Origin of the sequence: Bacillus sp. 2205SS5-2, from assembly GCF_037024155.1 — a bacterium.
In the GTDB taxonomy this organism is placed as follows: domain Bacteria; phylum Bacillota; class Bacilli; order Bacillales; family Bacillaceae_K; genus Bacillus_CI.
In genome coordinates, this window is record NZ_JAYKTS010000001.1 from 250,682 (window position 1) to 275,761 (window position 25,080).

The following is a 25,080-nucleotide window of genomic DNA, read 5'->3' on the forward strand; positions in this document are numbered from 1 at the left end:
ATTTTTAATTTGTCTATTTGGTAAAATAGGAGTTCAAGTCACCTTCTAATGAGCTTGTCCATCCAAAATTATGATTGTTGGCAGCTTCTTCACTTGGTAGCTTTGTATGAGCTAACAACAGTTCTGTTGATTGCCCTTGTTCAAGAAAGTCGATGGTTACAAGTGTCGTTGGGAATTCCTGTCCATCATTCTCCCACTTCCAAGTAAAAACAAGTTTTTGATTTGGAACAATTTCTTTATACTCCCCTGTTAAAATATGAGTTTCCCCATCAGGTGAATGCATTTTATACTTATATGACCCACCAACGACAACATTCATTTCATCAATTGTAGTCGTAAATCCCTCTGGTCCCCACCATTTAGATAGCTCTTCTGGCATTGTCCAAGCCTGAAAAACTCTTTCTTGTTTTACTGGGTAAATTTTATTTAGTTGAAGCGTAAATTCTGTTGGATTATTCATCGTGATCATTCTTTATTCCTCCCTTTTCTTCTTCAGACTGTAATAAGTGCTTTTCTAGGCTTGTTAATTGACTTTCCCAGAAAGTACGTAAAAATGAAAGCCATTCCGAAGCGTCATCGATTGATTCAGGTTTTAGGCAGTAATATTTATATCTTCCCATTTTTCGATAGGACACCAATTCTGCTTTCTCTAATACACGCAAATGCTTTGAAATACCCGGTAATGAGATATCAAAGGGCTCTGCTAGCGCCTTAACCGTTTTCTCTCCTTTCGCTAATTCTTGAATAATGGATCTTCTAATAGGATCCGATAACACCGAAAAGACTTGGTCGAGATTTTCATTATTATAATTAACCATGTGGTTAATTATAGTTCACTAGACTCAAAAATGCAAACCCATTTCGTTACTCATGTTTGCACAGAGACGGATGCAAAAATAGATTACGTTTAGATCCCGTATGACTAAAGCATTTATATACTTCCCTCTATATCACGAGTTTTAGCAAAGCAAATCATTCTATTTTTTTGAATTTAACTGTTTTGTAAGATAGGATTGGCGAGTTTTTTTCCGCTGGGATATAGCCCTATCCCACGCATTAAGATGGAATCTTCTGCCAGAAAATAAAAAAAACTATGTTTGCGTGTATTTAATCCTTACAAAAACCCAAGTATCCTTCTTCAAGATACTTGGGTTTAATCGTCCTATTTACCAAATCATAATACTTAGATAAAGTTGATGTCGATTTAGTTATATTTTTCATTTAATCCTTTCAGCTCTGATGACAGTCTAACAAGCTCATTGACTAACTGATTCATTTCTTCAGTAGAACTACTCATCTGCTGTGTCGCGGCTGAAACCTGTTCAATTCCTACTGCACTTTCTTCAGATATCGATGCCATATCACCGATTGATTTTTCTATTATCGATTGTCTATTCGCGACCTTCTCCAAATGATTGCTCATAGATTCAACTATTTTATTCATTTCGGATACGGTATCCGAGATATCTTTAAACGCAACCCCTGTTTCATTTAAGTTTTCTCTGCCAGTCTCTACAACATTTAAGCCCTCATTTAGAATATGCACCATTTCATTTGAATTATTTTTTACATTATTGACGATAGAATGAATACTTTTTACAGAACTAGATACACTTTCTGCTAATTTCCTGACTTCATCAGCTACCACGGCAAATCCTTTTCCCTGTTCTCCAGCTCTTGCAGCCTCTATTGCTGCATTTAACGCCAATAAATTAGTCTGATCTGCGATTTGACTAATTAAAGTAATGAGAGAGGTTACTTCATTTGTTTGAGATTCTAACGTTTGCACTTTTTGTACGGATTGATTCACAATCTGATAAATGCTCTCCATTTTATTAATTGAATCATTCATTAAGCCTGTTCCAACCATTACATTTCTCTCAACATTAGATGAAGATTGATAAATCAGTTTTCCCTGTTCTTTTGACTGATTGATTAAAGTAGTGAATTCTTGGATGTTCTCAGCTAAGTTCGTAGATAAGGATGCTTGGGATTCTGAGCCAGTAGCCATTTCATCCATAGTAATAGCTATTTGTGAGGACCCCAGATACAATTCATTTGAAGCTCTTCCTAATACTTCACTTTGCTTTTCCACATTACCAGAAACACTACGAATACCTTGTATCATCTCGTCAAGAGACTCCGTCATTTTATTCATCGATTGATATAAGCCATAGATTTCATCTTTGTTTTTATTATTCACATCTTTTAATAAATGTTTAGCCTGATGAATTTTCCCCTCCGTGATAGAAGTTGCGACGTTATTTAATTGTGAAAGAGGCTTAAGTCGATTTCCTAAATAATAATAAATGAGTATTAACATTAACAATAATACTAATACAAAAATACCTAAATAAATCGGAATAGAAGAAAAAATGACATTTCTACTTAATGTTCCCACTTTTTCTGCGTCCATATCGACACCTACTATCCCAATAACTCGACCATTATCTTCAATCGGAACAAAGGTGGATATATAATCACCATACTCTGGATCATGTACAATATCCGTACTATTTACTCCTCCAGTGAGGACATCTGCAACATCTTTAAACGTTGTAGCGGTCGTCGGTTCTCCTACTGGAACGGCTTCATCATTTGAAGGCATCCCATCTATCATAATTACAACTTCTTGATCCTGGGTCTGAAGTGTATAAACATACATCGCCCCAATCTTTTCACGATAATCATTCAATTGCTCACGTAGTTCAGTATAGGATTCATTTTTCGTAGGATCATCTAAGAAACGACTATATGTATTTAAATCTATTGCTCCTGCAATCCTCTCTGCACTTTGAATATTACTCTCACTTATCGTTTTATAAATTGAATTATTAGTGGTAAAATACATTAGAATACCACTGATAGTAAATAAAAATCCAATTAAAACGATTAGTAATGTAGTTAAGGATTTCCTTAATGATTTTCTACCTTGAATCTTAGTTTTCACTATACTCTCTCCCCAAATTTAGTAAAAAAACATTTTAAACTAAGGATCTTTTCTAATAGTTTTTCCTCTTGAAACAAAAAATGATGGCGACAACTCTTTTCGCTAACGATTACATCTGAAATGATACGAAAAACAATATTCCTTGTGAAAACAACCCTATCAAACCATTTTAAAATGTTAAGAATCGTCCTAAATCATAAAGGATAATTTAGGATCCTAACCACAAAAACAATCGGAATTTATTATATCACTATATTTCTTCCGTTTTGTGAACTTTAAATAGAATCATACGATAAGAAAAACGTCTTTTTTTAGATGATTCAACCACCATGATTAAAGATCCAAAGTTTATATCGGCTAAAACTCCTAAATGTTAAATGTTCTGACCACCTCACCTCCTACTAATTACATCTAATCAACTGTTAGAATTGTTATTTCTTTCACTTTCTTGGAAAAACCTCTCTATCCATACCTATATGAATAGTAATTTTTGGTTCTTTAGTGATTTTTCCACCTCACATATGGTACAAGATTCTACTTTGCTATTGCTCAATTCATATTCACTGGTCTATTTAATTTACTATTCACTAGAATCTTCTGTTTTGGCAGTTATTCGCACGAAAAAACTAGAGAAGAAGCTCTTAAACCTATCATTCGAACGATATATACGCTGAAAAAACCCCTATCCTTTACGTGAAAATCAAGTCTATAAACGATAATATAGTTTTGTTTTGGGGCAATTCCACATTTGTTTTTGATGTGAATCACCAGCAAAATGAAGGTTCCTTCTAAAATTTGACTACATAACAATAATGTATACGAAAAGTCCATTAAATATAAAACGTCCTCATCTACAATAGGCAGTGAGGACAAAAATTTCAATTATTGTTTTATTTTTTCTTTCAAGGACTCTTCTTCAACGAGATCCATAAAATCGATCACAACTTTTTTATTATTTTTCTCGCCGCCAAGTTTTAACAACACTTTCCCTAAAAAATTCAAACCTTCGTTTTGACCTTTGTAAATAAATTTTGTATTCTCATCATCAATTTTTAATAAGGTAAAATCTGCTTCGATTTCAAACGCCTTTGCTAGAGTAAAACCGATTTTATTATACTTTTTCTCTGGAGTATTTTCGTAAGCTAAATCTTCAACAATATACGTTTCAATTCTCTTTCCTTCTTTATATTTTTGCTGGTATTTGGTGCCGACTACCCCTTCTTTTTTCTCTATCACCTTATTTTCAATTACATTAGGCATGATGCGTTGAATGTTTTCAATTTCAAACAAATGCCAGATAACTTCGATGTTTACCGGTATTATTCGCTCTTCGTGCCATTTAATCATTATTTTTCTCTCCTATTCCCATCTCAAAGAAATCATCCATTTCTTCGATAATCGTTTGTATTCGAATAATTTCAGACTCCAAACTCTTTTTCTTTTCCTGAATCAGCTGTTCCAGATTATTAAAGGATTCGTCACTAACAACCGTTAACATTTCTTGAATTGAAAAATTAAACCTTCGCAAGTATATCAATAATCTAGCTACTAAATAAGAGCCGTTATCGTAATATCGATATTTATTTTGCGGGTCAGTATAGACTGGCTCTAGCAACTTAATGTCAGCATAATACCTCAACGTTTCTTTACTTAGTCCGGTCATATTCGAAAATTCACTTACCTTATACATGACTGCCACCTCTTATTAAAATCATAAACCATGTTGTGCACCACAAGGTCAATAACTTTCACTAGATTCTTTCAAAAATCGATTTTCTATGAATAACTTTTACTTATTTTCTCTGCTCAATGACCTTTAGCTTGTGTCAGAGGTCATCTAATCATCTCTACTATAATCCAAGTTCAAATTACTATCAAAAGTTTTTCATTCCAGTATGGCTTTACTTGTCAGTAAACATATTCCATTGAATAATAAAAAAACAAGTATTTTTACTATACTTGTTTTTCTATTTTTATATGGGTTTTCATCCATTAATTGATTCGTTTAGGAACATTATTCATATTGAGAAGAGTCGATTAAAAAGACATAACCGAGATAAACAATCATCGGAATCGCCATTGTTAAAAATCCCCACCCTAATATGATTTGATCAATCACTAAATAGTTGTTACATAACTGTACGGGAGACTTAATATAAAGAAAGCCCATTCCAATAAAAAACAGTGTAAAACTTGCTATCGTCACATTTCTTTGGAGTGAACTTAGTTTCATCCAACTATCACGCAACGGTACACCCGCTAAAAAGGGTAAGCTGATGAACTTAAAGAATTCAACACTTTGAACGACCAACGCTTCATCCATTGTTCTTGGTATCATCCAATAAAGCATGATAATACAAAATAGTAATAGTCCCGGAATACCATTTTCATTCCACTTTTCAAAGAAGCGGGGAAATTTCTTTTGAAAAAAACAACCCATCAGAAACCCTGAGATAATGAGCATTGGCATCTGCATATGCATGTGGATAATCATTATCGATTCCATTAAAAAAGTGACTGGAGGAAGGATTAATCCAATGAATAGTAACAACCCAAATAATGACTGATTCATGGCAATTCTCCCTCTTCTTTATCAAGAATGTTCACAATTGTATTCGCCGCTTCCTCCACCTTCAGATAATCCAGCACATTGATTAAATGACCTTCTCTATTCACTAGATAAAAGGCTGAATTATGTGCGAAATTTCCATTATCATCAGGGATAACAATCACTCCGAATCTTTCTAATAACTGATCTAATTGTCCTTGATCTGGAATTCTCGCCATTCTCCAAGTTTCTCCGTCACTTTTAAAATAATCTTTGTATTTATTCAGAGTCGCTGGATCATCATTCGTTGGATCAAAACTAATACTTAGAAAAATGATATCCTCGCCAATATATTTACTAGGAAGTAAATCATATACTTGAGACATATTGTATTCTAGTTGTGGACATACCGATGTACAGGCTGTATATAGAAAAGTAATAAAAACGTACTTCCCTTCAAACTCCGAGATTGAATATTTTCGTTGATTGCTATCTTCTAATTGGACATCAGGAAATGTAGGTTGAACATCTATTAGACGATTCACTCTAGCTGATTCTGCCGTATAGGCTTGAAATCCATCTGTTCCGATATAAAACAGCGCAATTCCAAATAATAATACTAGACAACAGGCAAATATGTTGTAATGATTTTTGATCATCGTACTCACGTCCCAAATCAAATATTATCTCTTTCCATCGATTCCATTTCGCTAACCAAAAGAGACAACTATACCGCCAGTTATCACTTTTATGTCCATTCAATCACCACGTTTTAAAAGGTGGTGAACCCGGAGGAGCATTTATAATCATGTCTACTACAGGTAAAACGTAGGCCATGGAAACGAGGAGTAACATCACCACAATCCACACTCCCCAGCGCTCTGTCCAATAAGGAGTTTTACTTGCATTCTCTTCTTCTTCTGCAATTGGAAATTCCGTCTGTCCTTTTGGTGCAAAAAACATAAGGTGAAAGACCGCATAAACCTGAATGAGTACGCCAATCATTAACAGTGTTCCTCCGACCGCTAATAGGAGTAAATATGGATTCCAGCTTAATGCTACTGCATGGTCCCCGTAGGTGGTAAATGACGTTCTTCTCGGTGAGCCTAGTAAGCCTATATAGTGCATAGCTCCAGACATAAAGATCATCCCAACTGCCCAAATAAGAGCTTGAATTACCCCCAATTTATTGATTGCTGGGGTTAAGACTCTTCCTGAAATATAGGGTACTAACCAATAACAAATACCAAAGAAGGTTAAAATTGCCGTGGTTCCTAAAGTTAAATGAAAATGACCTACAATCCACATCGTGTTATGAACCACTTGATTTAATTGGTTTGTGCTTTGAACGATACCACCTGCTCCTCCAGGTATGAAGGAAACCATCGCTATAAATGGAGCGAGGAAGCGAACATCTCCCCATGGCATTTTTTTAAACCAGCCGATAACCCCTTTTCCTCCTTGCTTTCTTGCAGTACGTTCAAATACACGGAACATTGCATAAGCCGTCATTAATGAAGGAAATCCAATGGCTAAACTCATAAACACATGCATGAATTTCACCGTTAGCGAAATACCAGGGTCAATGATCTGATGGTGAAACCCACCAGTAATATTCATGACGACTAATCCGATAATGACGACACGCGTTAAGGTATCACTAAAACGTCTGCCACCAATAATTTTCGGAACGATGACATACCAAGCTGAAACAGCTGTTAAATACCAAATATTCACCAACGTATGCCCGAATGCCCAAAATAAGGTTCGTGAAACCATTACATTAATCGTCTCTACCCATCCAAATGCCCAAGGAATGATAGTCAAAACCTCAACCGTTACAGGAAGACTACCAAAAAATAATAGTACAAAGACTCCTGTGGCAAAAAAAGCAAGAATCGGTAAATGCTCACCTTTGTGGTTCTTTCTCCAATGTGCCACATTGATAAATGCTCCGAATGCAGTCATCCAAATTCCTAGGACGATAAAAACTAATCCGATATAGAAATAGGGAGAGGCTGCCATTGGTGGATAAAATGTATACATCACTGAAGCTTTATTTAGTAAAATCGGAATGACAGCAATGACAAACCCTAAAATTTTCAGCCAAAATCCGATCCACGCCATCTTTCTTACTTTAGGTAGAAGACCTCCTAAAGTATGTGAAAGTCCGGCATAGAAATAGCCGATTGTAAAGAAGGCAGATAAGACTACCACTAACAGTACTCCATGAGCTGTTAAGATTTGATAATAATTCAGCCAAGTTGGTAAAGTTAATAGACCTGCCCGGTTTAATCCCTGTAATAGTCCTAAAAGTCCACCTAATAATAAGGCTATAAAAGCAACTGACACATATGATTTTGTTAAGATTGCATCTCCTGTATTTATCCCTAAAACTCTATTTGTTTTCTGATCTACTTCTGTCGTTCGTACTGTTTCCATTTTGTCTTCCCCCCTTTATTTTACCGATATGGTGGTACTCATCGCTTGATGTCCAACACCACAATACTCATTACATAACACTAAATAGTCACCAGGCTCATCAAATGTTTGGGTAATCGTTTGAATATGCCCTGGCATAATCATCGCATTAATGTTCGTACCTGCTACTTGAAATCCATGGACAACATCTTTAGAGGTTAAGGTGAAATGTACCGTTGCCCCTGCGGGTACTTCAATATCCATCGGTGTAAAACTAAATATTTGCATAGTCATCACCACTTCATATTCATTTTCGCCAATTTTCTTCACTCCTGGTTGATCGAATGGGGCTGTTTCATCTACTTTTTGCGGATCAATAGTTTCCTTATGACTAGGTGGTCCCATTTCTAACGCTACTGCTTGATACCCGGTTATAACCATAAAAATCATAATCATGCCGAAACTAATAGTTAGCCAAATTTTTTCATCCATATGCATATTCATTCTTTCCCCTCCTAAATTCGGTCCATAAATATTCCGAAAAGCACAAAATAAGTAACAAGAATAACGATACCTACTATTCCTAAAGACAACCAGGTGCCTATTTTTGACTGGGTCTTCTCGGCAACCTTCCCTTGACTGCTAATCTTTTTTTGTTCCATTGAAACTCCTCCTCGTGTGAGTTGTTATCCTAATCATAATTGCGAATGATTATCATTGTAGTGAGCTACATCACGGAAACATAGTATTTTTTCGTTAAAAGAAAAAAAGTCTGCCCCCCAGTATATTCTGGGGGCAGACTTTTACACAATTTTATTTCTTTTTGCCTTCAGCGTTCTTCACACCGACACTTTTATAAGGCTTGTTACTCTTCTTTTTATTTGCTCCGGCTTGCCAGCGATTCCAGCCTTTCTTTCCTGTTCCGCTTCCGATGCCACTTTTCTTTTTAGGTTTACTCATTCGTTCACTCCGTTAATAGAAATAAAATACGCACTGAAATAGCGTCCTCTAATCATACCATTTTTTCAAACATGAAAATAGGGGAGGATTTCGAACTATTCCAAAGCTCTCTTATAAAAAGGCTGTTCTCGCAAAGTTTGTTGCTTTTCGAATTAGCTCTCAATTCGTGATGAAGATTGACTTTGGGCATCTTTTCGCATCATTTTTAATACGGAATGAGGAATGAAATTAGTGTTTTCATCCTTTTTTGTATGCTACAGCAACAAAGTATGCAAAAAGAACCATATAAAAAAACCTTTTGCAAAGAATCTTGCAATCGCTATAGAATAGACCATTTATACTATATAATAGGTTTCGGGGTTTCTTTTCGTATTTTCAAATGTAATCTCCGAAAAATGAAGAATTCCATCGAATAGTAAATTAACTAGCAATAAAGGTTACACTAAAGCTATTAATAATGGAGAATGAAGGAGAATTTTATGACACAATCATCAATTTGCTTTATCGGAGCAGGTTTTCACGCTACCACAAATATTTACCCTTCCGTTGTTGAGGCAGGAGCAAATATTCTGGCCATTGCTACTCGAAATCTTGATCGATCTAAGGAAGCATTGTTACGCTATGGGAGTAAAGGTACACCTTATGATAATTACATAAAAATGTTAGAAAATGAACCATGTGATGGGGTCATTGTTGTTGCCCAACCATCTGATCATCCTTCACTTGTTATGGATTGCATTAAAGCAGGAAAAAATGTTTATGTCGAAAAACCTCTCGGCATGACAGAAGAAGAAGCTCTTCAATTAGCAAGAGCTGCTGAAGAAGCAGATGTAGTGTTAATGGTCGGATTTATGAAACGTTATTCACCAATATACACAAAGTTAAAAACCATTATCGAAAGCTGTGAATTAGGGGAACCACGTTCATTTGAAGTAAGGTTCGCTGTAGATAGCACTCCGTTTTGTACAGATGATGAACAGTTTTTGAAATTTGCCGCCATTCATATGGTCGATCTTGTTCGTTATTTGTTTGGAGATGTTGCCAAGGTCACAGGCTTTAAAAATAATTCTGGCTCCCATATTTCTCAGAGTATTTCATTAAAGTTCCATAACGGTGTAGTGGGAAGTCTGTACTTTACAGGAATGACAGCATGGTCAAGAGAGAGTGAAAATCTGTTAGTAACCTTCGACAATGGATTCGCCTTTGCTGATGAAGTGAACTCCCTAAAAGTCCATCGTTCTCAATCTTTTGAGGAACTGCCTTGGAAAGCACTTAACGAAATGGACACGATTTATACCCCATCTGCTTCACCCATGTCTGGCACCATGAGAGACCTTTATTTACGGGGATTTGTCGGGGAAATCGAACATTTTCTTCATTGTTGTAGAGAGGGCGATACCCCACTTTCAAACGGTCATGACAATGTGAAAACGATGGCATTATGTGATGAAATTCTCTTGGCTTTGGAATAGTATAAAATGTTGATAGAAAAAAGGGAACTCCAATATTAATGGAGTCCCCTTTCTCTTTCTGACCAATCCTATTGTTCATTTACGAGGAGGTAAGAGCATATACAGAATCTCATGTAAAACCGCTATGACAGTTTCTAAATTTGTTTGATCAAACTAATCTAACTATCTTATATTCCGAATTTCTTTTTAATCTTAAACTGGTGAGGACTTATTCAAGTATCGGCCGGTCCATATTTTATTTAATGAGTATGCCGTTAGCTCAGAAAGACTCACTGTTTCAGTTGATATAAGATTCTCTTACTGACTTGCAATATCGTTGAACTTTCAATTTCAAACTAGGTTATAGATTTCCGCTCCAGGCACTCGCTTTCCGCGGGGCGGGCGGTGAGCCTCCATGGAAGGTTCCGTTCCAGTGGGTACGGCACCTGGGTCTCACCTGTCCCGCTAATCCCGCAGGACATTGAAAGAGCATCTAGAATTCACATCGCACGAAGGAAATGACACGTCATTTTCGAGGAGTCGAGTGCCTTCCGCTCCAATTTTTTAAGTATACAAATTAGTAAAGGCTTATATAAGGTCCTATTTCTCGTAGATTTTCATTCGCATTAAGCCCATAGGTTGAAAGAAATAGACTATCCATCGGTCTCTTAAAGGGGGGGGATGTACAATCAAAGTTTTACTTCTTTCAATTCATATTCAGAAGGATCATACTTTCCTTTCTCACAAGTAACTCAAACCTATCTTACTTGAGTCTTGGTAACATTGTCAGCAGTATCTATCAAAATAACGAATCGCTTCCTGAAGTAAATCATAGAAATAATTGAATTTGTCTTCTTTTTTGAACAAAGTTAATCCAATTGGAATCATGTACCATTTCTGTGAATGATGGTGCAGCTATCGGATTTCCATTTCGATTCCAAGTGTGACTTGATAAGTGTTTTTTAGCTGTGCTAACGGATTCACTACAAGTTCAATAAAATGAGAAACTTTTATTAAAGCGATTAAATAAACTTGTTCATAGTAAACTTCTTCAAGTACTAGACTAGCATTGCTTTCGTCAACAATCTGGACATCCTTACAAAATTCTGAGCAAAAGGGATACTCATTTTTTATTTTAATACTGCCAGGCGAGTCTCTATATGAAATACATCTCTAATTGCAGGGATAAATTACTTTTCCTCTGCTGAAACTAGACGGTTTCTACTAATTCAGCCACCCTGAATTTCCGCTCTATTCCTTCAACGTCCACTGTCCACCCTTTACTTCAGCCAACACCATACTATCGGCTTTTAGTCCATTATGATCGTCCGAGCTAAACGTAAAAATACCTGTAGCTCCAACAAAATCTTTTACCTGATTTTCTAAATAGTCACGAATGGACTCGTGATCCTCTGCACCTGATTTCAATGCTTCTACAATCAACTGGACGTTATCATATCCATACGAGCCAAAGTTAGTCGGTTCGTTGTCATGCTCGTCCATGTAGCTTTGGTAGAAACTCGAGATCACCTCATACTGGGGATCACTTTCTTGTATTTGGGATGGGAACAATAGTTTACCCGTTGGGATGACCACCCCTTGAGCCGCGTCACCTGCTAAGTCGATAAAAGATTGATTTGCAATACCATGACTTCCGATAAACGGAATGTCCATGCCCAATTCCTTCATATTTTTGGCGATGATTGCAGGTCCAGGGTTTGTTCCCCAAACGATTAATGCTCTCGCTCCAGAGCTATTAATTTTTGTTAATTGAGTTTTCATGTCTGTATCATCTGTGTTGTAGGATTCATTGGCCACTATGTTTATGTCGTATTCAGACTTTAGGGATTCTAATTGATCGACACCACTTGCCCCAAAAGCATTAGAATCGGCTAAAATGGCCACATCTTTTATACCCGATATATTCAAATACATATACACCCGCTCTGCAGCATGGGCATCGGAATGTGGTGTTTTAAACACCCAATTAGATTCTTCTACGGGTGCAATAATACCCACTGCTGCCCCTGCAGAAATCATAGGTACCTCAAGATCCATCGCAAGCCCTTTCATTGCTAGACTTGCACCACTTGTGGTGGAGCCAAGCACTGCTAAAACGTTTTCGTCATTGACAAGCCGGTTCATTTCTTCCATTGCTTTCTCTGGGGTGGACTCGTCGTCTGCCATAATAATTTCTACTGGTATACCGTTCACGCCACCATTATCATTAATTTGCTGTTCAAGTAATTTCGTAGCATTCCATTCTGGTTCACCGAGTGGACTCGCTGGACCGGTTTTGGAGTAAATTGCTCCGATTTTATACACTTCTTTTTCCCCATCTCCACTTGACTCCGAACTACAGGCGACCATCCACATTGAAAGAAAAGCAACTATTAATACGACTAAGCTCTTTTTCAAAAAAAATCCCCCCCCTTGATTTTAATGTAATATAGTTTTTTCCTGAACACACTATTTCAATTAACCTACCGAATGTCCTAAGAAGGCTTCTTTAATTTCTGAATCGTTAAGTAATTCGGATGATTGTCCCTCTTTGATAATTCTGCCATGTGACATCACATAGCCTCGGTCAGCAACCTTCAAAGAAGCATTCACATTTTGTTCAATGAGCAGTACCGTCACTCCAAATTCATCTCTTAATTGTTTTACATATTGAAGGACTTCTTTCACGATAAGTGGTGCTAATCCAAGTGAAGGCTCGTCAAGGAGTAATAAATCAGGTTTAGCCATAATAGCTCGGGCAATGGCAAGCATTTGCTGTTGCCCCCCTGAAAGAGTCCCCCCTAGTTGGTCTTTTCGTTCTTTTAATATAGGAAACAATGCAAAGACTTTTTCAATATCTTGATTCATTCCTCTTTTTCCAGTTTTTTTATAATGGTGAAATGCTCCTAAAGACAAATTGTCAACAACGCTTAATGTGCTGAAAATTTGTCGATGTTCAGGTACCAATATTAATCGTTTCTCAACCACCCTTTCTGCCTCTAAACTCGTAATATCTTCACCTTTAAAATTTATCTTTCCGCTAGCAGGTGTCAGAAGACCTGAGATATTGTTAAGAATCGTGGTTTTCCCTGCCCCATTTGCACCTAGTAATGCGACGATCTCCCCTTTCTCTACATAGAGGTCGATATCGGTTAATGCTTGAATCGGTCCGTAGTGATAAGAAACCCCAACCACATCCAAGATTTTTTCCCTCATGTGACGAATTCCTCCTCTTCGCTAGCACCAAGATAAGCTTCAATGACTTTTGGGCTAGTTTGGACTTCTCTTGGTGTTCCTTCTGCAATTTTCTCCCCTTGATCTAAAACGATAATTTTATCACAGATTTTCATGACTAAATCCATGTCGTGCTCGACGACAAAAATGGAAATATGACGATCTCTTATTTTTTGAATCAGCCCACTCATTTCAAGTGTTTCTTGGTGATTGAGTCCCGCGGCAATTTCATCTAATAATAATAGCTTTGGATCGGTGGCTAGAGCCCTCGCTAATTCAAGTAATCTCAATTTTCCTAGTGATAGATTTCCAGCCTCCACTGCGCAAATTTCCTCTATCCCAATGAACTTTAAGACTTCCATTGCTGTCTCCTCTATAAAATTTTCTTCATTTCTAGCCTTTGGAAGTCGAAACGCAGCTGAAAACATTCCGGCTGTTGTTCTCGTATGAATTCCTACCATTACATTTTCAAGAACAGTCATATTTTTAAAAACTTGTAGGTTTTGAAAGGTTCTAGAAATACCTAGAGCTGCAATTTTAAATGAAGGAGAGGAATCAATTCTTTGGTTACAAAACCAAATTTCACCGTCAGTTGGTGGAAATACTGCTGACACGATGTTAAACATGGTGCTTTTTCCGGCTCCATTAGGACCAATCAATCCAGTAATTTTTCCTTCTTCGATCGTGAATGAGACGTTCTTATTAGCAAAAACCCCACCAAATCTTTTAGTTACGTTTTTCACTTCCAGCAAGTTAGACAATTTGCTCCCCCTTTTTCTTCGAAAGGTTTTGATCCTTTTTCCCACTTCGAGGATGCTCTAACATCCGCTTTACTTTTGAAGTGAAAGTTGGAACCAATCCTTTTGGTAGAAATATAATGACTAGCATCATAATGAAGCCATAAAGAACTTGCTCAAAATCACTAGTTATAAACGCAATTTGTTCCCCCAAAGAATGAACAACCATACTCATTACTGTTATGAGTAGCGCACCCCAGACGCCACCCCAGACACTTGTTGCACCACCTAGTACAACCATTGTTAGAACCAGTATTGAGCCATTTAGCCCAAATGATCCAGGTGAAATGCTGTAAGACATATGAGCGAAGAGCCAACCTGCAAGCCCCGCAAACATACTACTAATAATAAACACCTGCATCTTGTATCGACCAGTATTAACACCTAATGAACTTGCAGCGATCTCACTATCGTGGATAGAACGAAGAGCTCGTCCGATTCTCGAGTGAATAAGGTTGAGCGAAATAAAGATCACGACTAATGCAAAAAACCAGACTAAATAGTAATAGGATAATCCTTGCCTGAAAGTAAAACCGAATAGTTCGATTTTCGGTATTCCAAAGAATCCAGAAGCTCCTTTTGTGACCGTTTTCCATTCAACTAATAGAACGTGTATAATGATGCCAAACGCGAGAGTCGCCATAGCTAAATAATAACCATGAAGCCTAGCCATTGTATGACCAAGGATATACGCAATAAGCGCGGGAGCACTTAGTGAAATGAATAAGGTCAACCAAGGACTCATCCCATACGTTGTTGAAAGTACTGCCGTAGAATAAGCCCCTATTCCATAAAAAGCAGCCTGACCGAGTGAAATTTGTCCGGCAAATCCCATTAATAAACCTAATCCAACAGCGATAATTGTGTAAATCCCAGCAAATGTTGCTTTCGTCAGATAAAAGGATGAGGAAAGTAGAAATGGGAGGACGATAATAAACACGGAAAACATGATCATCGCCTTCCAGCTGAAGCGTCGAACACCTAGCTGCCTCAATTAGAGCCCCCCTTTCCGAATATTTCTTTCTCCAAGTAATCCGTAAGGGCGAATGAGCAGAATCATCAACACTACACCAAAAGCGATAGCATCTTTCATTCCTGAACTTATATATCCTGCACCTAGTGATTCAATCAGTCCTAGTAAAAGTCCACCTACTACTGCTCCTGGTGCGCTGCCAAGTCCACCTAAAATACTTGCTGAGAATCCTTTAATTCCTAGCATCATCCCCATATCATAAGAAGGAAACATTATGGGAGCAATCACAAGACCTGCTAGTGCGCCGAGACCGGCACTCAGTGCAAAAGAAAAGGAAGACATTTTCTTCGGACTAATGGCCATTAGCCTGGCAGCAACTACATTCGTTGAACAGGCGCGAAAGGCTTTACCTAACATTGTTCTTTCTATTAAGAAATATAGTCCGGCAACTATCAACAGCATAAACACCATCACCCATATGCTTTGTGGTGTGATTGAAGCGCCCATAACATTAATGGGCTTATCTGAGGTAAATGACTCTACTTTCACCGAATTCTTCCCCCACACAATTCCCGCAATTCCTCGAATAAAAATGGCAGTTCCAATGGTTAGTATGATTAAACTTAAGGGATCTGCTCCTTTGGCTTTCCGAATGATGAGTAACTCCAGTAACCAACCGATCACCACAACAATGAGAATAGTTAGGAGGAATGAAAATAAATAGGGAATCCCAGCATTAAGTAAAGAAAACATCGTCATCCCACCTAACATGACGAATTCACCTTGTGCTAAATTAATGACCTTTGTCACGCTATATATCGTGACAAAGCCAAGTGCCACAATTGCGTAAATACTCCCGATCGTTAAACCAGAAATGAGAAATTGAATAGAATCATTCATCCTACCACCCTTATCAAGAAGAAATATTTTGGTTCCAAACCGAGCACTTTAACCTATACTTCCATTTTGTCTCCCATATGGCTCACGATCCTAACAGCCTTTCCTTCCGATCTAGGAATGGTTTTAGGCTGAAAGATATTAACTGAAACAGCAATTAAGCACTGACTTTTGATGACATGTTGAATTTGTTTTTTCAGTTGTTGGATTCGTTGGTCATTCATATCACCATGGACTTTTGTGAGAAATTCTTCTGTCACTTCTACCTGTAACTCCACTTGCTGCAAGCTTCCTTTTTTAAATAAATGGAGTTGATAATGAGGTTCGATATCTTTAATGGTTAATAGATATTGCTCTATTTCAGTAGGGAATACATTTACGCCACGAATAATCAGCATGTCGTCAATTCGTCCTTTTACACGGGACATTCGTATAGTCGTTCGCCCACATGGACATTTCTCTCTATGAAGGGAAGCAATATCCCCTGTACGATAGCGAATAATCGGAAACGCTTCTTTCGTCAAACTCGTGAAGACAAGTTCGCCATCTTCTCCATCTGGTACTGGCTCTAAAGTATTTGGGTCAATCACTTCCACAAGAAAGTGGTCCTCTGCGATATGTAAACCTTCTTGGGCTTCATGACATTCCATTGAAACTCCAGGTCCCATTACCTCACTTAATCCATAAATATCACAAGCTTTTATAGCAAACTTATTCTCAATCGCTCGTCGCATTTCCTCAGACCAAGGTTCAGCACCTAAGATTCCATATTTCAATGAAGTTTCTTTAGGGTTCTTCCCTAGTTCTTCCATCCTCTCGGCGATGTTTAACAGGTATGAAGGCGTACAACAAATGACAGTCGGTTTAAAATCCTCAATAATCATAATTTGCCGATCGGTGTTACCACCGGAAACAGGTACTGTTACCATTCCAAGCTTTTCTCCGCCATAATGAAGACCTAATCCACCTGTAAAAAGACCATATCCATAAGCATTATGAAGCACTTCACCTGGATTTCCTCCTGCTAGCGAAATCGCTCGTGCAACAATTTCAGACCAATGCTGAATATCATTTTGAGTGTACCCAACAACCGTCGGTTTTCCACTCGTTCCTGATGAAGCATGAATTCGAACTACCTCCTGTTGATTCACCGCAAATAAGTTAAATGGATAATGATCTCTTAGATCACTTTTTACAGTAAAAGGAAGTTTCACAATATCTCGAATAGAGATAATATCTTCAGGTTGGAGGGACAAATGATCAAATTTCTTCTGATAAAAGGGAACTTTCTCGTAAACTTTTTTCACTGTCTTTTGCAACCTACCTAATTGAAGAGCCTCTAACTCTTCCTTGGAAGCGTTTTCAATATTGTGCAATATCATTTCTCATCCCCCTTGTTTCTATAGATATATAATATAACGTTTTTTTCTCGACATATAATAAAACGCATTGTAAATTAACCATAATTTTACTTACTTATTCTATAATGTCAACAAGTTTTTATAATTTTTTGTATTTTCAGAATAAAATAATGATCCTTCAACAAAATACAACACTTATTGCGAAACTGACTATTTTAAAAGCGGTCCTTTTCAAATCGCTCTTTTCGAAAAGTCGGTACCGACAGCGAATTTGTTTTAAAATTGATTGGATGCCCTAAACCCATTTTTTGAACGGAATATATATAGTTGTGAAAAGCAATATTCTTTGCAAGAATGCAAAAAAAAAGCCCTTCTTTTCGAAGCGCTCTTTCAAACCCAATATTTAATTAACTACCCATTTTACGACGAGTATTACTTGGTTTTTTGGTTTGCTGACTTTGCATATGTTGATTAGAAGCTAAGCTATTATTAGCTTGTTTTCCATTTGTTTGTGCTTTTTTCTTTTTCGCAAGTTGTTGTTTCATCGCTTCTTGCAAACTAACCTTCTTTTTTTCTATCGGTTGTTCTGTTTGGTCACTATTGGACATGGTGATATCTCCTTTGAATACAGCTAAATTTTTATCATTCTACATTATTATAATACAAGTGTTGCCAGAAAACACATTTAGTTTACAGAGTTCCATCCTAATGGGTGCTATCGAAACCTAAAAAGGAAATAAATTTAGCTTGAAAATAGATTTTCTCAGGCTGGTTTCGCAAAGAGTTTTGCTTTTCGTAGTACTATATCCCGGAAACAGATTGGATTTCTGGCATCTTCCGTTTATTTTCGAACGAAATCCATGCGAAAATGGAAGAGGCCATCGTCATTATTTATACGGCCAAACACGGAGTCTCAACTAGATTTATTTACAGAAAAATCAGATATATCAAATTAATATTTAGTTGTTCTATACGAAAATAATCAACTTCTCAAAAACATTTTCGTTTTGTAAGTGTAAATTTTCACCTACCTACCAAAACCCAAAGACATATGTGCTTACCTCCTCAACTATTATTAAACGGAGGTTTTTAAGCTTATCTTCAGAGCTACAGGTGTAGTTAACTGAAATCTTCAACTTTAGTGGAGGTGAAATAAAACAACAAAGCAAACTAGATGCCTATCTAAAGGAGAGCACACACATTCTTTCAGCAAAATATTATTCTTGTTTTCTGAGACAATAAAGCAGTTTTTGATCGAAAATACTTTTCAAAAATCCGCTTCAACCTCCAAAATAAAAAGTCTCATAAAATTGTATAATTCGAAGCCACTTATCTAAAAAAATAACTTGAATATAGGAAGCTCCACAAGACTCTTTTTAGTACAACATTACTAAATGAAAAAACCTTCGTCCTATAAATTTTGGACGAAGGTTTTTTCATCTAATAGTTGATTATGATACTAAACGAACGAGCATATGAGAAAGCATATGTTTCTCATCGTCTGTACCGACTTTCCATAATTCTTGCAGAAGCTTTTCTTCACGATTTTGAGGATCTTCATACTTTGCTAAATAGTCGCCCACTTTTTGAGCTGCACGTGCTAATTGTTCCTCGTTTAGACCTAGTTTTTCAGCCGTGGAAACTTTCTTTCCTAAGTAACTTTTGAACCCATCAAAACTAGTTAAAATTTCTTCTTTTTTATCTGAACTCATGTCTTGTAAACGGTCTTCCACTTTTTTTTCAACTTTATGTTCCATGTTTTCTCACCCCATAAATTATTTGTATACTTATAGATTCCCAATACAAATAAAGATAAACATGCTATGGAGATTCTTATCAATGAGAAGCTGCAAGCATCACTTGGCGGACTTCTTCTAACAATAATTTACCATCGGTTTTAATAACATGTTCTTTCGAAAAGGCAGGTAATACCTCAATGGTTACTGTTGCTGGCTTAAGACCTTTAGCTCCATTTTCATATATTTCTGCAGTTCCTTTTATCACGATAGGCACGATTGGTACTTCACCGTCTTTTGCTAATCTCGTGCCACCTGCTTTAAATTCACCAATTGGACCACCCTTACTGCGAGTGCCTTCTGGAAAAATGAGGATTGAATGACCATTTTTCAATAATTGACCGCCTTCCCGCAAAGCTTTTACTGATTGGCGTCGATCATTGCGATCAATAAAAACACAATCCAACACATCCATCCAGTCACTGACAAGCGGTGCTTTTTTCATCTCTGTTTTGGAAATAAAGCCAAATGATTTAGGAATATACCCCATTAATGTTGGGATATCAAAATTCCCTACATGATTACTTACAAAAAGAACAGGTCCTTCAGGTAAATGTTCTATACCACTCACAGTTACCGTTGAACCTGTTGTGTCAAAGAAACCTTTTGCCCACTTTTTTGCGTAAAAATGAGCGAATTCGCTTTTTTCAGTGTCCGACATATTTGTTGAGTTCTTTGCTTTTTTTAATGCAGGTAAGCTTTTCAGTAAAGTGATACATAAATAGATTGATTGATAAATAATACGAATAAGTGCCATATCCAGTTCCTCCTAAGATGGTATCCTTCCATATTATATAGGAAGAAACGAGAACATTAAACAAAAACTATGTTTTCCTTCTACTTAATTACTCTATTACAATAATAATTAAACACAGGAACCGCAAATGGAAACTGCCCCTAGGATATATCATCATTAAGAGCTTCGAAAAGGCGTAAGCAACCGTTTCATGTGCCTTATAGAGTTTGTGCAGACTCTATATTTCAGAAAAAACAAGACTTAAAATGAAATTAATGAGCCTAATCAGCCAGTCTTTATAGTCCATTGAATAGGATAAAAGAACAGGCTAGCTTTTGCTAGCCTGTTCTTTTATCTATTATTTTGCTTGCTTTTTATCATAAATTGAAAACGTATGGGGATGTTTATTTTTCTCATTAACAAGGCCATCTGTAGAAGAACATAATCTCCAGTCCGACCAGTTCCATTCAGGAAAATAGGTGTCTCCTATAAAGGATTCATGGATATGAGTCACGTAGAGCTTCTCTACATGATCTCTAAATAAGGTATATAATTCCGCTCCACCCATGATAAACACTTCCTTATCGATTGAACGGATGTAGTCAAGGATGGCTTCTACAGAATGAAAAACGGTCACATCTTCGTGCTGAAAGGCCTCGTTTCTTGTCAATACAATATTTTCTCTACCTGGCAAGGGTCTCCCTATGGAGTCAAATGTTTTCCTTCCCATAACAATAGGATGATCCAAGGTTATTTTCTTAAAGTTGACAAGATCATTTGGTAAATGCCAAGGCATTGCATTTTGATAACCAATGACTTTTTGATCATCCATTGCCCAAATATACGAAATCATACACTCACCTTCCCTTTGATAAGAGGATGGGGATTGTATTCTGATAGTGTAAAATCGTCAAATGAAAATGAAAAAATGTCTTTAACATTTGGATTAATATGCATTTTTGGCAGCGGGAGAACATCTCGAGAAAGCTGTAGCTTGACTTGATCGAGGTGGTTTTGATAAATATGAACATCTCCAAACGTATGAACAAACTCACCCGGTTCTAAATCACACACTTGTGCGATCATCATGGTCAATAAAGCATAGGATGCAATATTAAATGGCACTCCAAGAAAAACATCAGCAGAGCGTTGATATAACTGACAAGAGAGCTTACCATCATTCACATAAAACTGAAATAAACAATGACAAGGTGGTAAAGCCATTTCCTTGATGTCTCCTACGTTCCACGCTGAAACCATTAGTCGTCTGGAATGTGGATTTTGTTTAATTTCCGTAATCAGGTTCATAATCTGATCAATCGTTTCACCAGATTCCGTGGTCCATGAGCGCCATTGATGACCATACACAGGACCTAGATTTCCATCCTCGTCTGCCCATTCATTCCAAATCCGAACACCATGATCTTGAAGATATTTCACATTCGTATCTCCTTTTAGAAACCACAGCAATTCATGAATAATTGATTTCACATGCAGTTTTTTCGTCGTTACTAAAGGAAATCCTTCCTGCAAATCAAAGCGCATTTGATATCCAAAAGTACTGATGGTTCCTGTATTGGTTCGATCATCTTTCCCTTTTCCCGTTGCTAACACATGTTCACATAGTTCTAAATATTGTTTCACCTTAGTCACTCCTTAATACATTTTTTCTAACTGAAGAAAAAAAGCATATGTTTGCGGTGCTCGTTTATAAAGCGTTTTACGTGTAGATTCATTCAAGTAGTACATTGCAAAAGCCTCCGCAAAAAATTCTTCTTTATAGGATATAAAATATGACTTACCTGGAAAAAGAAGCTCGCTTTCGGTTTCCCAAAGATCGAGTAACGTGATTTCCAAATAAAAGTCATTTAGTAAATAGCGCTGAATGGTATGAGCCAATTCGTGAAGTTCTAAATTAGAAGAACCGTGTCCTTGACCTGGATCACTATGTCCAATTTTAACTAAAACAAGTTTCGAGCCACCAATTCCAGGAACCTCATCCCAAGTAATATCGTCGCTTTCATATCCTCTGGGAATCACATCTTTAAGATGAGCAGTTGATGGGAAATCAGTTAATTTGTCTTGAAACAGACGAATTTGAATCTCTTCATTCTTTAGCCTTTGTAGGAGATTCATAGGCAGAGTATTTAATCGTCCAACAATTTTCAACACTTCATCTTCTTCGAATGGCTCTATAGGTAAGAGTACGATTTCCTCTAGTGGTGTAGATTGTGCTGACACTTGAGCAGCAAGAGGGGTTCTTCCTAAAGGTACACCAATCGGATGCTTTGGAAAGATAGTGGACCAACTTAGAGTCATAGCGACAGATAGGAAGACTATGAGGTACAGAAGTTTTTTCAAGATGTCACCTACTTCTCATAGAGTCTAATTCACCCTTTGATTTTATCCCTAGTTGATGCCATTATATCATAAGAAAAGTACAAGATTCCTAGAGATAGACACAAAAACTAATTTCCTATTTTTTTCTTTCTAAATGGTTGTTTTTCGTAGACGAAATATATTTCGATTTTAAGATTGATTTTCAGCATTTTGCTTGGTTTTTAACTAAATCAATACGAAAATAATACTTCGTTCATTAATAAAATAGCTACAATGTGGATGAATAGAGCAAAAAAAAGAACCGGCAACGGCTCTTTTCTAAATCTATGATAGGGTGGACCAATTTGGAGGTGTATTTTTCTCCCAATAAATATCACCTAACTCGTGGTGAGCTTGAAAACTATCATGATACGTATGATAGTGAAAATTAAAGTAGAAACCCTCGAGTGGCGGGTGATCTTTTCGGACATGGAAACGAATAATATCTTCACTTGTCTGGCTATGGTAAATATGAAATAGTTTTTCGCTTTTCGCTTTCACTGGCACTTCAGACACCATTAGCTGAGATAAATCCTCACCCGGATATTGATTTAAAACGTCTGAAATCGACTGCTGAATTTTCGGTAAAATCACTTGTTGAAATTCCCGGTCGATTTTGGGACCGATTTTGCTGCCAAACTTGTCATACGCTGTTTTTTCGCCTTCTTTTGTGAGAGAAGAAAGAATTTCTTCTCTTGTAACAATTTCATTCTCCACTTCTGCTGACGAGTCATAGGCAGACTTAAGTTTGTCATCACTATTGTCATATTTATGGCTTTCATTAATATATGTATGAGAAGGTGTAATTACACCAAAGGTTAAGATTGAAATCAGTACGAAGAAAAACTTTTTAATCCAATTAGACATTATTCTAGCTCCTTTCACATCTACTTTTCTATTATACTATGTTTGACGAATCGTAGGCAAAAAAGGTTTCAAAAACTAAAATTTAGGGTAAAGTAATTTTAGGGAGACTATTTTTTAAGGAGGGGTCTTGGTGGATTTTGATGTGTTTATCGGAATAGGATATTTACTCTTACTCGCTTATTTAACTTCATTAAATTTAACGGATTAATAAGAATTTCTCAAGGTGAATGGAAATAGATGCAAATAACATTTTTCAGCATTCTATTTTAATTCAAACAGCGCTTCAATTCTGAAGCGCTGTTTGAATTATTTATCATTTATTACCATCGAACATCATAGCTCGATATAACCATAATGAAACTTTGCGTTTTTACGTTGGATCACGTGAAAATCAAACTCTGCAAAGCTTTCTGAACGAAAATAATTTTTCATAACCACTCTTTTTTGGGCCACTCTTTTCGCTTCTGTTATTGCTTGTTGTGTGACTTTTTCATGTAGAGCAAATTGACGTAAAGATTGTATTCCATCGGATGTTAATATTCCTTCATCAAACATCGGATCGAAATAGACAATATCGACACTTTTATCAGGATAATTTTGCAGATGATCAAGATAATTCCCTACTTTAACGGATATATTCCTCATAGCTCTGTTCATTTCTTCAAGAGGACTGTCCCACTTCTTTAGTCCTTCTTCCACGATAAAGGCAATAGTAGGATTGCCTTCAATCCCGGTCACATGACCATTCTCTCCAGTAGCAAAACTAAAGACTATGCTGTCAGAAGCTAGCCCTAGTGTACAATCAAGAATAACATCCCCTGCTTGAATGTTGGCTGCTTGAAGTAAGGGATCTTCTTCCTTTCTTTGTAATCTTTTTACTCGAAAAGAAGCCGAATTTGGATGGAAGAAAAAAGGCTGTTTCTCTTCGATCATGTGCAATTCCAAGCGATTTTTGTTCACAACAAGGCTTGGTGATTGATAACCTGTCTGAATTTGGACCAACGATTTATTTTTACGTAATACAAACTCCACACCAAATTTTTGGGCAATGCTCTTCGCATAATGAATCGTATTCTCATCTGCTCGAGCAGATGTTGTGATAATCATATTTTTCACCTTTTCTTTGTTCTTAGCTGTTTTCACACCAGTATTCCTACCCATCAATAAGATTAGTTTGAGCACCACATGATTTATTTTGAAAGGAATCAGTACATTTGGGATGATTCCATCATTATTTGAGTTGAATTGCAACAAGGTGTACGAAATCAACCTAAAAAAAGACGCCCGAAGACGCCTCTTTTACCAAGGCTCAGATCGTAAACTATGTTTCTTCTTGCACAAAGAAAAAACAGGAAATTTGTTTTTTTTTGAGTAATTTCTTACCTTATATTTTTAATTCAATATTTTTTCGTTAGGAAAGGCTGTTTTAGCAAAGTTTGTTGCTTTTCGCACTAGCCTACACATGATGATATAGCTTTGTTTCGGGCATCATTTCGTCTATTTTTAATGGAAACCAACAGTGAAATGGGCGATTTAATCAAAAATCAGATGAAATAGCCACAATGCATACGAAACCCCATGTCCTGTCAGACACCGCAATGAATGAAAATGGGGTCTAGCGGTTTAATGATGCATTAAACCGTTCATCCTGTTAATGCAGGTCTGAGGTCGCCTCTTTTTTGGTGGATAAAACCCCGTTTACGAAACCGA

At 36.8% G+C, this 25,080-nt stretch carries 26 protein-coding genes; 1 reads left to right on the forward strand and 25 read right to left on the reverse strand.

Annotated elements, in window-relative coordinates:
• Window positions 1-13: 13 nt before the first annotated feature.
• From U8D43_RS01120 to U8D43_RS01170, 11 genes are all read right to left on the reverse strand, one after another.
• A complete protein-coding gene (locus tag U8D43_RS01120; protein ID WP_335869104.1) occupies window positions 14-469 on the reverse strand; it encodes an SRPBCC family protein in 456 nt (151 codons plus the stop codon).
• Window positions 453-818 (reverse strand): ArsR/SmtB family transcription factor, encoded by a 366-nt coding sequence (locus U8D43_RS01125; RefSeq protein ID WP_335869105.1) that lies wholly within the window; start codon window positions 816-818, stop codon window positions 453-455. The genes U8D43_RS01120 and U8D43_RS01125 overlap by 17 nt, the downstream gene beginning before the upstream one ends.
• A 386-nt stretch (window positions 819-1,204) precedes the next feature.
• On the reverse strand, window positions 1,205-2,851 hold the full coding sequence (locus U8D43_RS01130) for a methyl-accepting chemotaxis protein (RefSeq protein ID WP_442893537.1): 1,647 nt from the start codon (window positions 2,849-2,851) through the stop codon (window positions 1,205-1,207).
• 981 nt (window positions 2,852-3,832) lie between these two features.
• Window positions 3,833-4,297, reverse strand: a complete 465-nt coding sequence (locus U8D43_RS01135) for an SRPBCC family protein (protein ID WP_335869107.1) — start codon at window positions 4,295-4,297, stop codon at window positions 3,833-3,835.
• Window positions 4,290-4,640, reverse strand: coding sequence for a MerR family transcriptional regulator (locus U8D43_RS01140; RefSeq protein WP_335869108.1), 351 nt, complete (start codon window positions 4,638-4,640; stop codon window positions 4,290-4,292). Before U8D43_RS01140 ends, U8D43_RS01135 begins: the two co-directional genes overlap by 8 nt.
• A gap of 324 nt (window positions 4,641-4,964) precedes the next feature.
• Window positions 4,965-5,522: a hypothetical protein gene (locus U8D43_RS01145; RefSeq protein ID WP_335869109.1), complete on the reverse strand. Its 558-nt coding sequence runs from the start codon at window positions 5,520-5,522 to the stop codon at window positions 4,965-4,967.
• Window positions 5,519-6,157 (reverse strand): SCO family protein, encoded by a 639-nt coding sequence (locus U8D43_RS01150; RefSeq protein WP_335869110.1) that lies wholly within the window; start codon window positions 6,155-6,157, stop codon window positions 5,519-5,521. The genes U8D43_RS01145 and U8D43_RS01150 overlap by 4 nt, the downstream gene beginning before the upstream one ends.
• Before the next feature lie 103 nt (window positions 6,158-6,260).
• Window positions 6,261-7,940, reverse strand: a complete 1,680-nt coding sequence (locus U8D43_RS01155; RefSeq protein ID WP_335869111.1) for a cbb3-type cytochrome c oxidase subunit I — start codon at window positions 7,938-7,940, stop codon at window positions 6,261-6,263.
• A 15-nt stretch (window positions 7,941-7,955) separates the two neighbouring features.
• The gene (locus U8D43_RS01160; protein WP_335869112.1) at window positions 7,956-8,423 is read right to left on the reverse strand and encodes a cytochrome c oxidase subunit II; all 468 of its coding nucleotides are present in this window, start codon (window positions 8,421-8,423) and stop codon (window positions 7,956-7,958) included.
• Window positions 8,424-8,434: 11 nt separating this feature from the next.
• The gene (locus U8D43_RS01165) at window positions 8,435-8,581 is read right to left on the reverse strand and encodes a hypothetical protein (protein ID WP_335869113.1); all 147 of its coding nucleotides are present in this window, start codon (window positions 8,579-8,581) and stop codon (window positions 8,435-8,437) included.
• 151 nt (window positions 8,582-8,732) lie between these two features.
• The gene (locus tag U8D43_RS01170) at window positions 8,733-8,879 is read right to left on the reverse strand and encodes a DUF3934 domain-containing protein (protein WP_335869114.1); all 147 of its coding nucleotides are present in this window, start codon (window positions 8,877-8,879) and stop codon (window positions 8,733-8,735) included.
• Window positions 8,880-9,358: 479 nt separating this feature from the next.
• Between U8D43_RS01170 and U8D43_RS01175 the strand changes: the two genes are divergently transcribed.
• Window positions 9,359-10,351 (forward strand): Gfo/Idh/MocA family protein, encoded by a 993-nt coding sequence (locus tag U8D43_RS01175; RefSeq protein ID WP_335869115.1) that lies wholly within the window; start codon window positions 9,359-9,361, stop codon window positions 10,349-10,351.
• 1,230 nt (window positions 10,352-11,581) lie between these two features.
• On the opposite strand, the gene U8D43_RS01180 is transcribed toward U8D43_RS01175, so the two are convergent.
• From U8D43_RS01180 to U8D43_RS01245, 14 genes are all read right to left on the reverse strand, one after another.
• Window positions 11,582-12,748 carry an ABC transporter substrate-binding protein gene (locus U8D43_RS01180; RefSeq protein WP_335869116.1) on the reverse strand — a complete coding sequence of 389 codons (1,167 nt, stop codon included), beginning with the start codon at window positions 12,746-12,748 and terminating at the stop codon, window positions 11,582-11,584.
• A gap of 60 nt (window positions 12,749-12,808) precedes the next feature.
• Window positions 12,809-13,546 carry an ABC transporter ATP-binding protein gene (locus U8D43_RS01185; protein WP_335869117.1) on the reverse strand — a complete coding sequence of 246 codons (738 nt, stop codon included), beginning with the start codon at window positions 13,544-13,546 and terminating at the stop codon, window positions 12,809-12,811.
• Entirely contained in the window at window positions 13,543-14,325 is a 783-nt protein-coding gene (locus U8D43_RS01190) for an ABC transporter ATP-binding protein (RefSeq protein ID WP_335869118.1), read from the reverse strand. The genes U8D43_RS01185 and U8D43_RS01190 overlap by 4 nt, the downstream gene beginning before the upstream one ends.
• Window positions 14,318-15,355: a branched-chain amino acid ABC transporter permease gene (locus tag U8D43_RS01195; protein WP_335869119.1), complete on the reverse strand. Its 1,038-nt coding sequence runs from the start codon at window positions 15,353-15,355 to the stop codon at window positions 14,318-14,320. Before U8D43_RS01195 ends, U8D43_RS01190 begins: the two co-directional genes overlap by 8 nt.
• Window positions 15,356-16,234, reverse strand: coding sequence for a branched-chain amino acid ABC transporter permease (locus U8D43_RS01200; protein ID WP_335869121.1), 879 nt, complete (start codon window positions 16,232-16,234; stop codon window positions 15,356-15,358).
• A 53-nt stretch (window positions 16,235-16,287) separates the two neighbouring features.
• Window positions 16,288-17,613, reverse strand: coding sequence for a phenylacetate--CoA ligase PaaK (paaK, locus tag U8D43_RS01205; protein WP_335869122.1), 1,326 nt, complete (start codon window positions 17,611-17,613; stop codon window positions 16,288-16,290).
• 386 nt (window positions 17,614-17,999) lie between these two features.
• Window positions 18,000-18,200, reverse strand: coding sequence for a hypothetical protein (locus tag U8D43_RS01210; protein WP_335869123.1), 201 nt, complete (start codon window positions 18,198-18,200; stop codon window positions 18,000-18,002).
• Window positions 18,201-19,043: 843 nt separating this feature from the next.
• Window positions 19,044-19,349 carry a DUF3243 domain-containing protein gene (locus tag U8D43_RS01215; RefSeq protein WP_335869124.1) on the reverse strand — a complete coding sequence of 102 codons (306 nt, stop codon included), beginning with the start codon at window positions 19,347-19,349 and terminating at the stop codon, window positions 19,044-19,046.
• A gap of 79 nt (window positions 19,350-19,428) precedes the next feature.
• A complete protein-coding gene (locus tag U8D43_RS01220) occupies window positions 19,429-20,145 on the reverse strand; it encodes a lysophospholipid acyltransferase family protein (protein ID WP_335869125.1) in 717 nt (238 codons plus the stop codon).
• 337 nt (window positions 20,146-20,482) lie between these two features.
• The gene (locus U8D43_RS01225) at window positions 20,483-20,977 is read right to left on the reverse strand and encodes a dihydrofolate reductase (RefSeq protein WP_335869126.1); all 495 of its coding nucleotides are present in this window, start codon (window positions 20,975-20,977) and stop codon (window positions 20,483-20,485) included.
• A complete protein-coding gene (locus U8D43_RS01230) occupies window positions 20,974-21,768 on the reverse strand; it encodes a thymidylate synthase (protein ID WP_335869127.1) in 795 nt (264 codons plus the stop codon). The genes U8D43_RS01225 and U8D43_RS01230 overlap by 4 nt, the downstream gene beginning before the upstream one ends.
• A gap of 12 nt (window positions 21,769-21,780) precedes the next feature.
• Window positions 21,781-22,485: an anthrax toxin lethal factor-related metalloendopeptidase gene (locus tag U8D43_RS01235; RefSeq protein WP_335869128.1), complete on the reverse strand. Its 705-nt coding sequence runs from the start codon at window positions 22,483-22,485 to the stop codon at window positions 21,781-21,783.
• A gap of 303 nt (window positions 22,486-22,788) precedes the next feature.
• On the reverse strand, window positions 22,789-23,370 hold the full coding sequence (locus U8D43_RS01240) for a YpjP family protein (RefSeq protein WP_335869129.1): 582 nt from the start codon (window positions 23,368-23,370) through the stop codon (window positions 22,789-22,791).
• A 333-nt stretch (window positions 23,371-23,703) separates the two neighbouring features.
• Window positions 23,704-24,513 carry a class I SAM-dependent methyltransferase gene (locus U8D43_RS01245; protein WP_335869130.1) on the reverse strand — a complete coding sequence of 270 codons (810 nt, stop codon included), beginning with the start codon at window positions 24,511-24,513 and terminating at the stop codon, window positions 23,704-23,706.
• Window positions 24,514-25,080 lie beyond the last annotated feature (567 nt).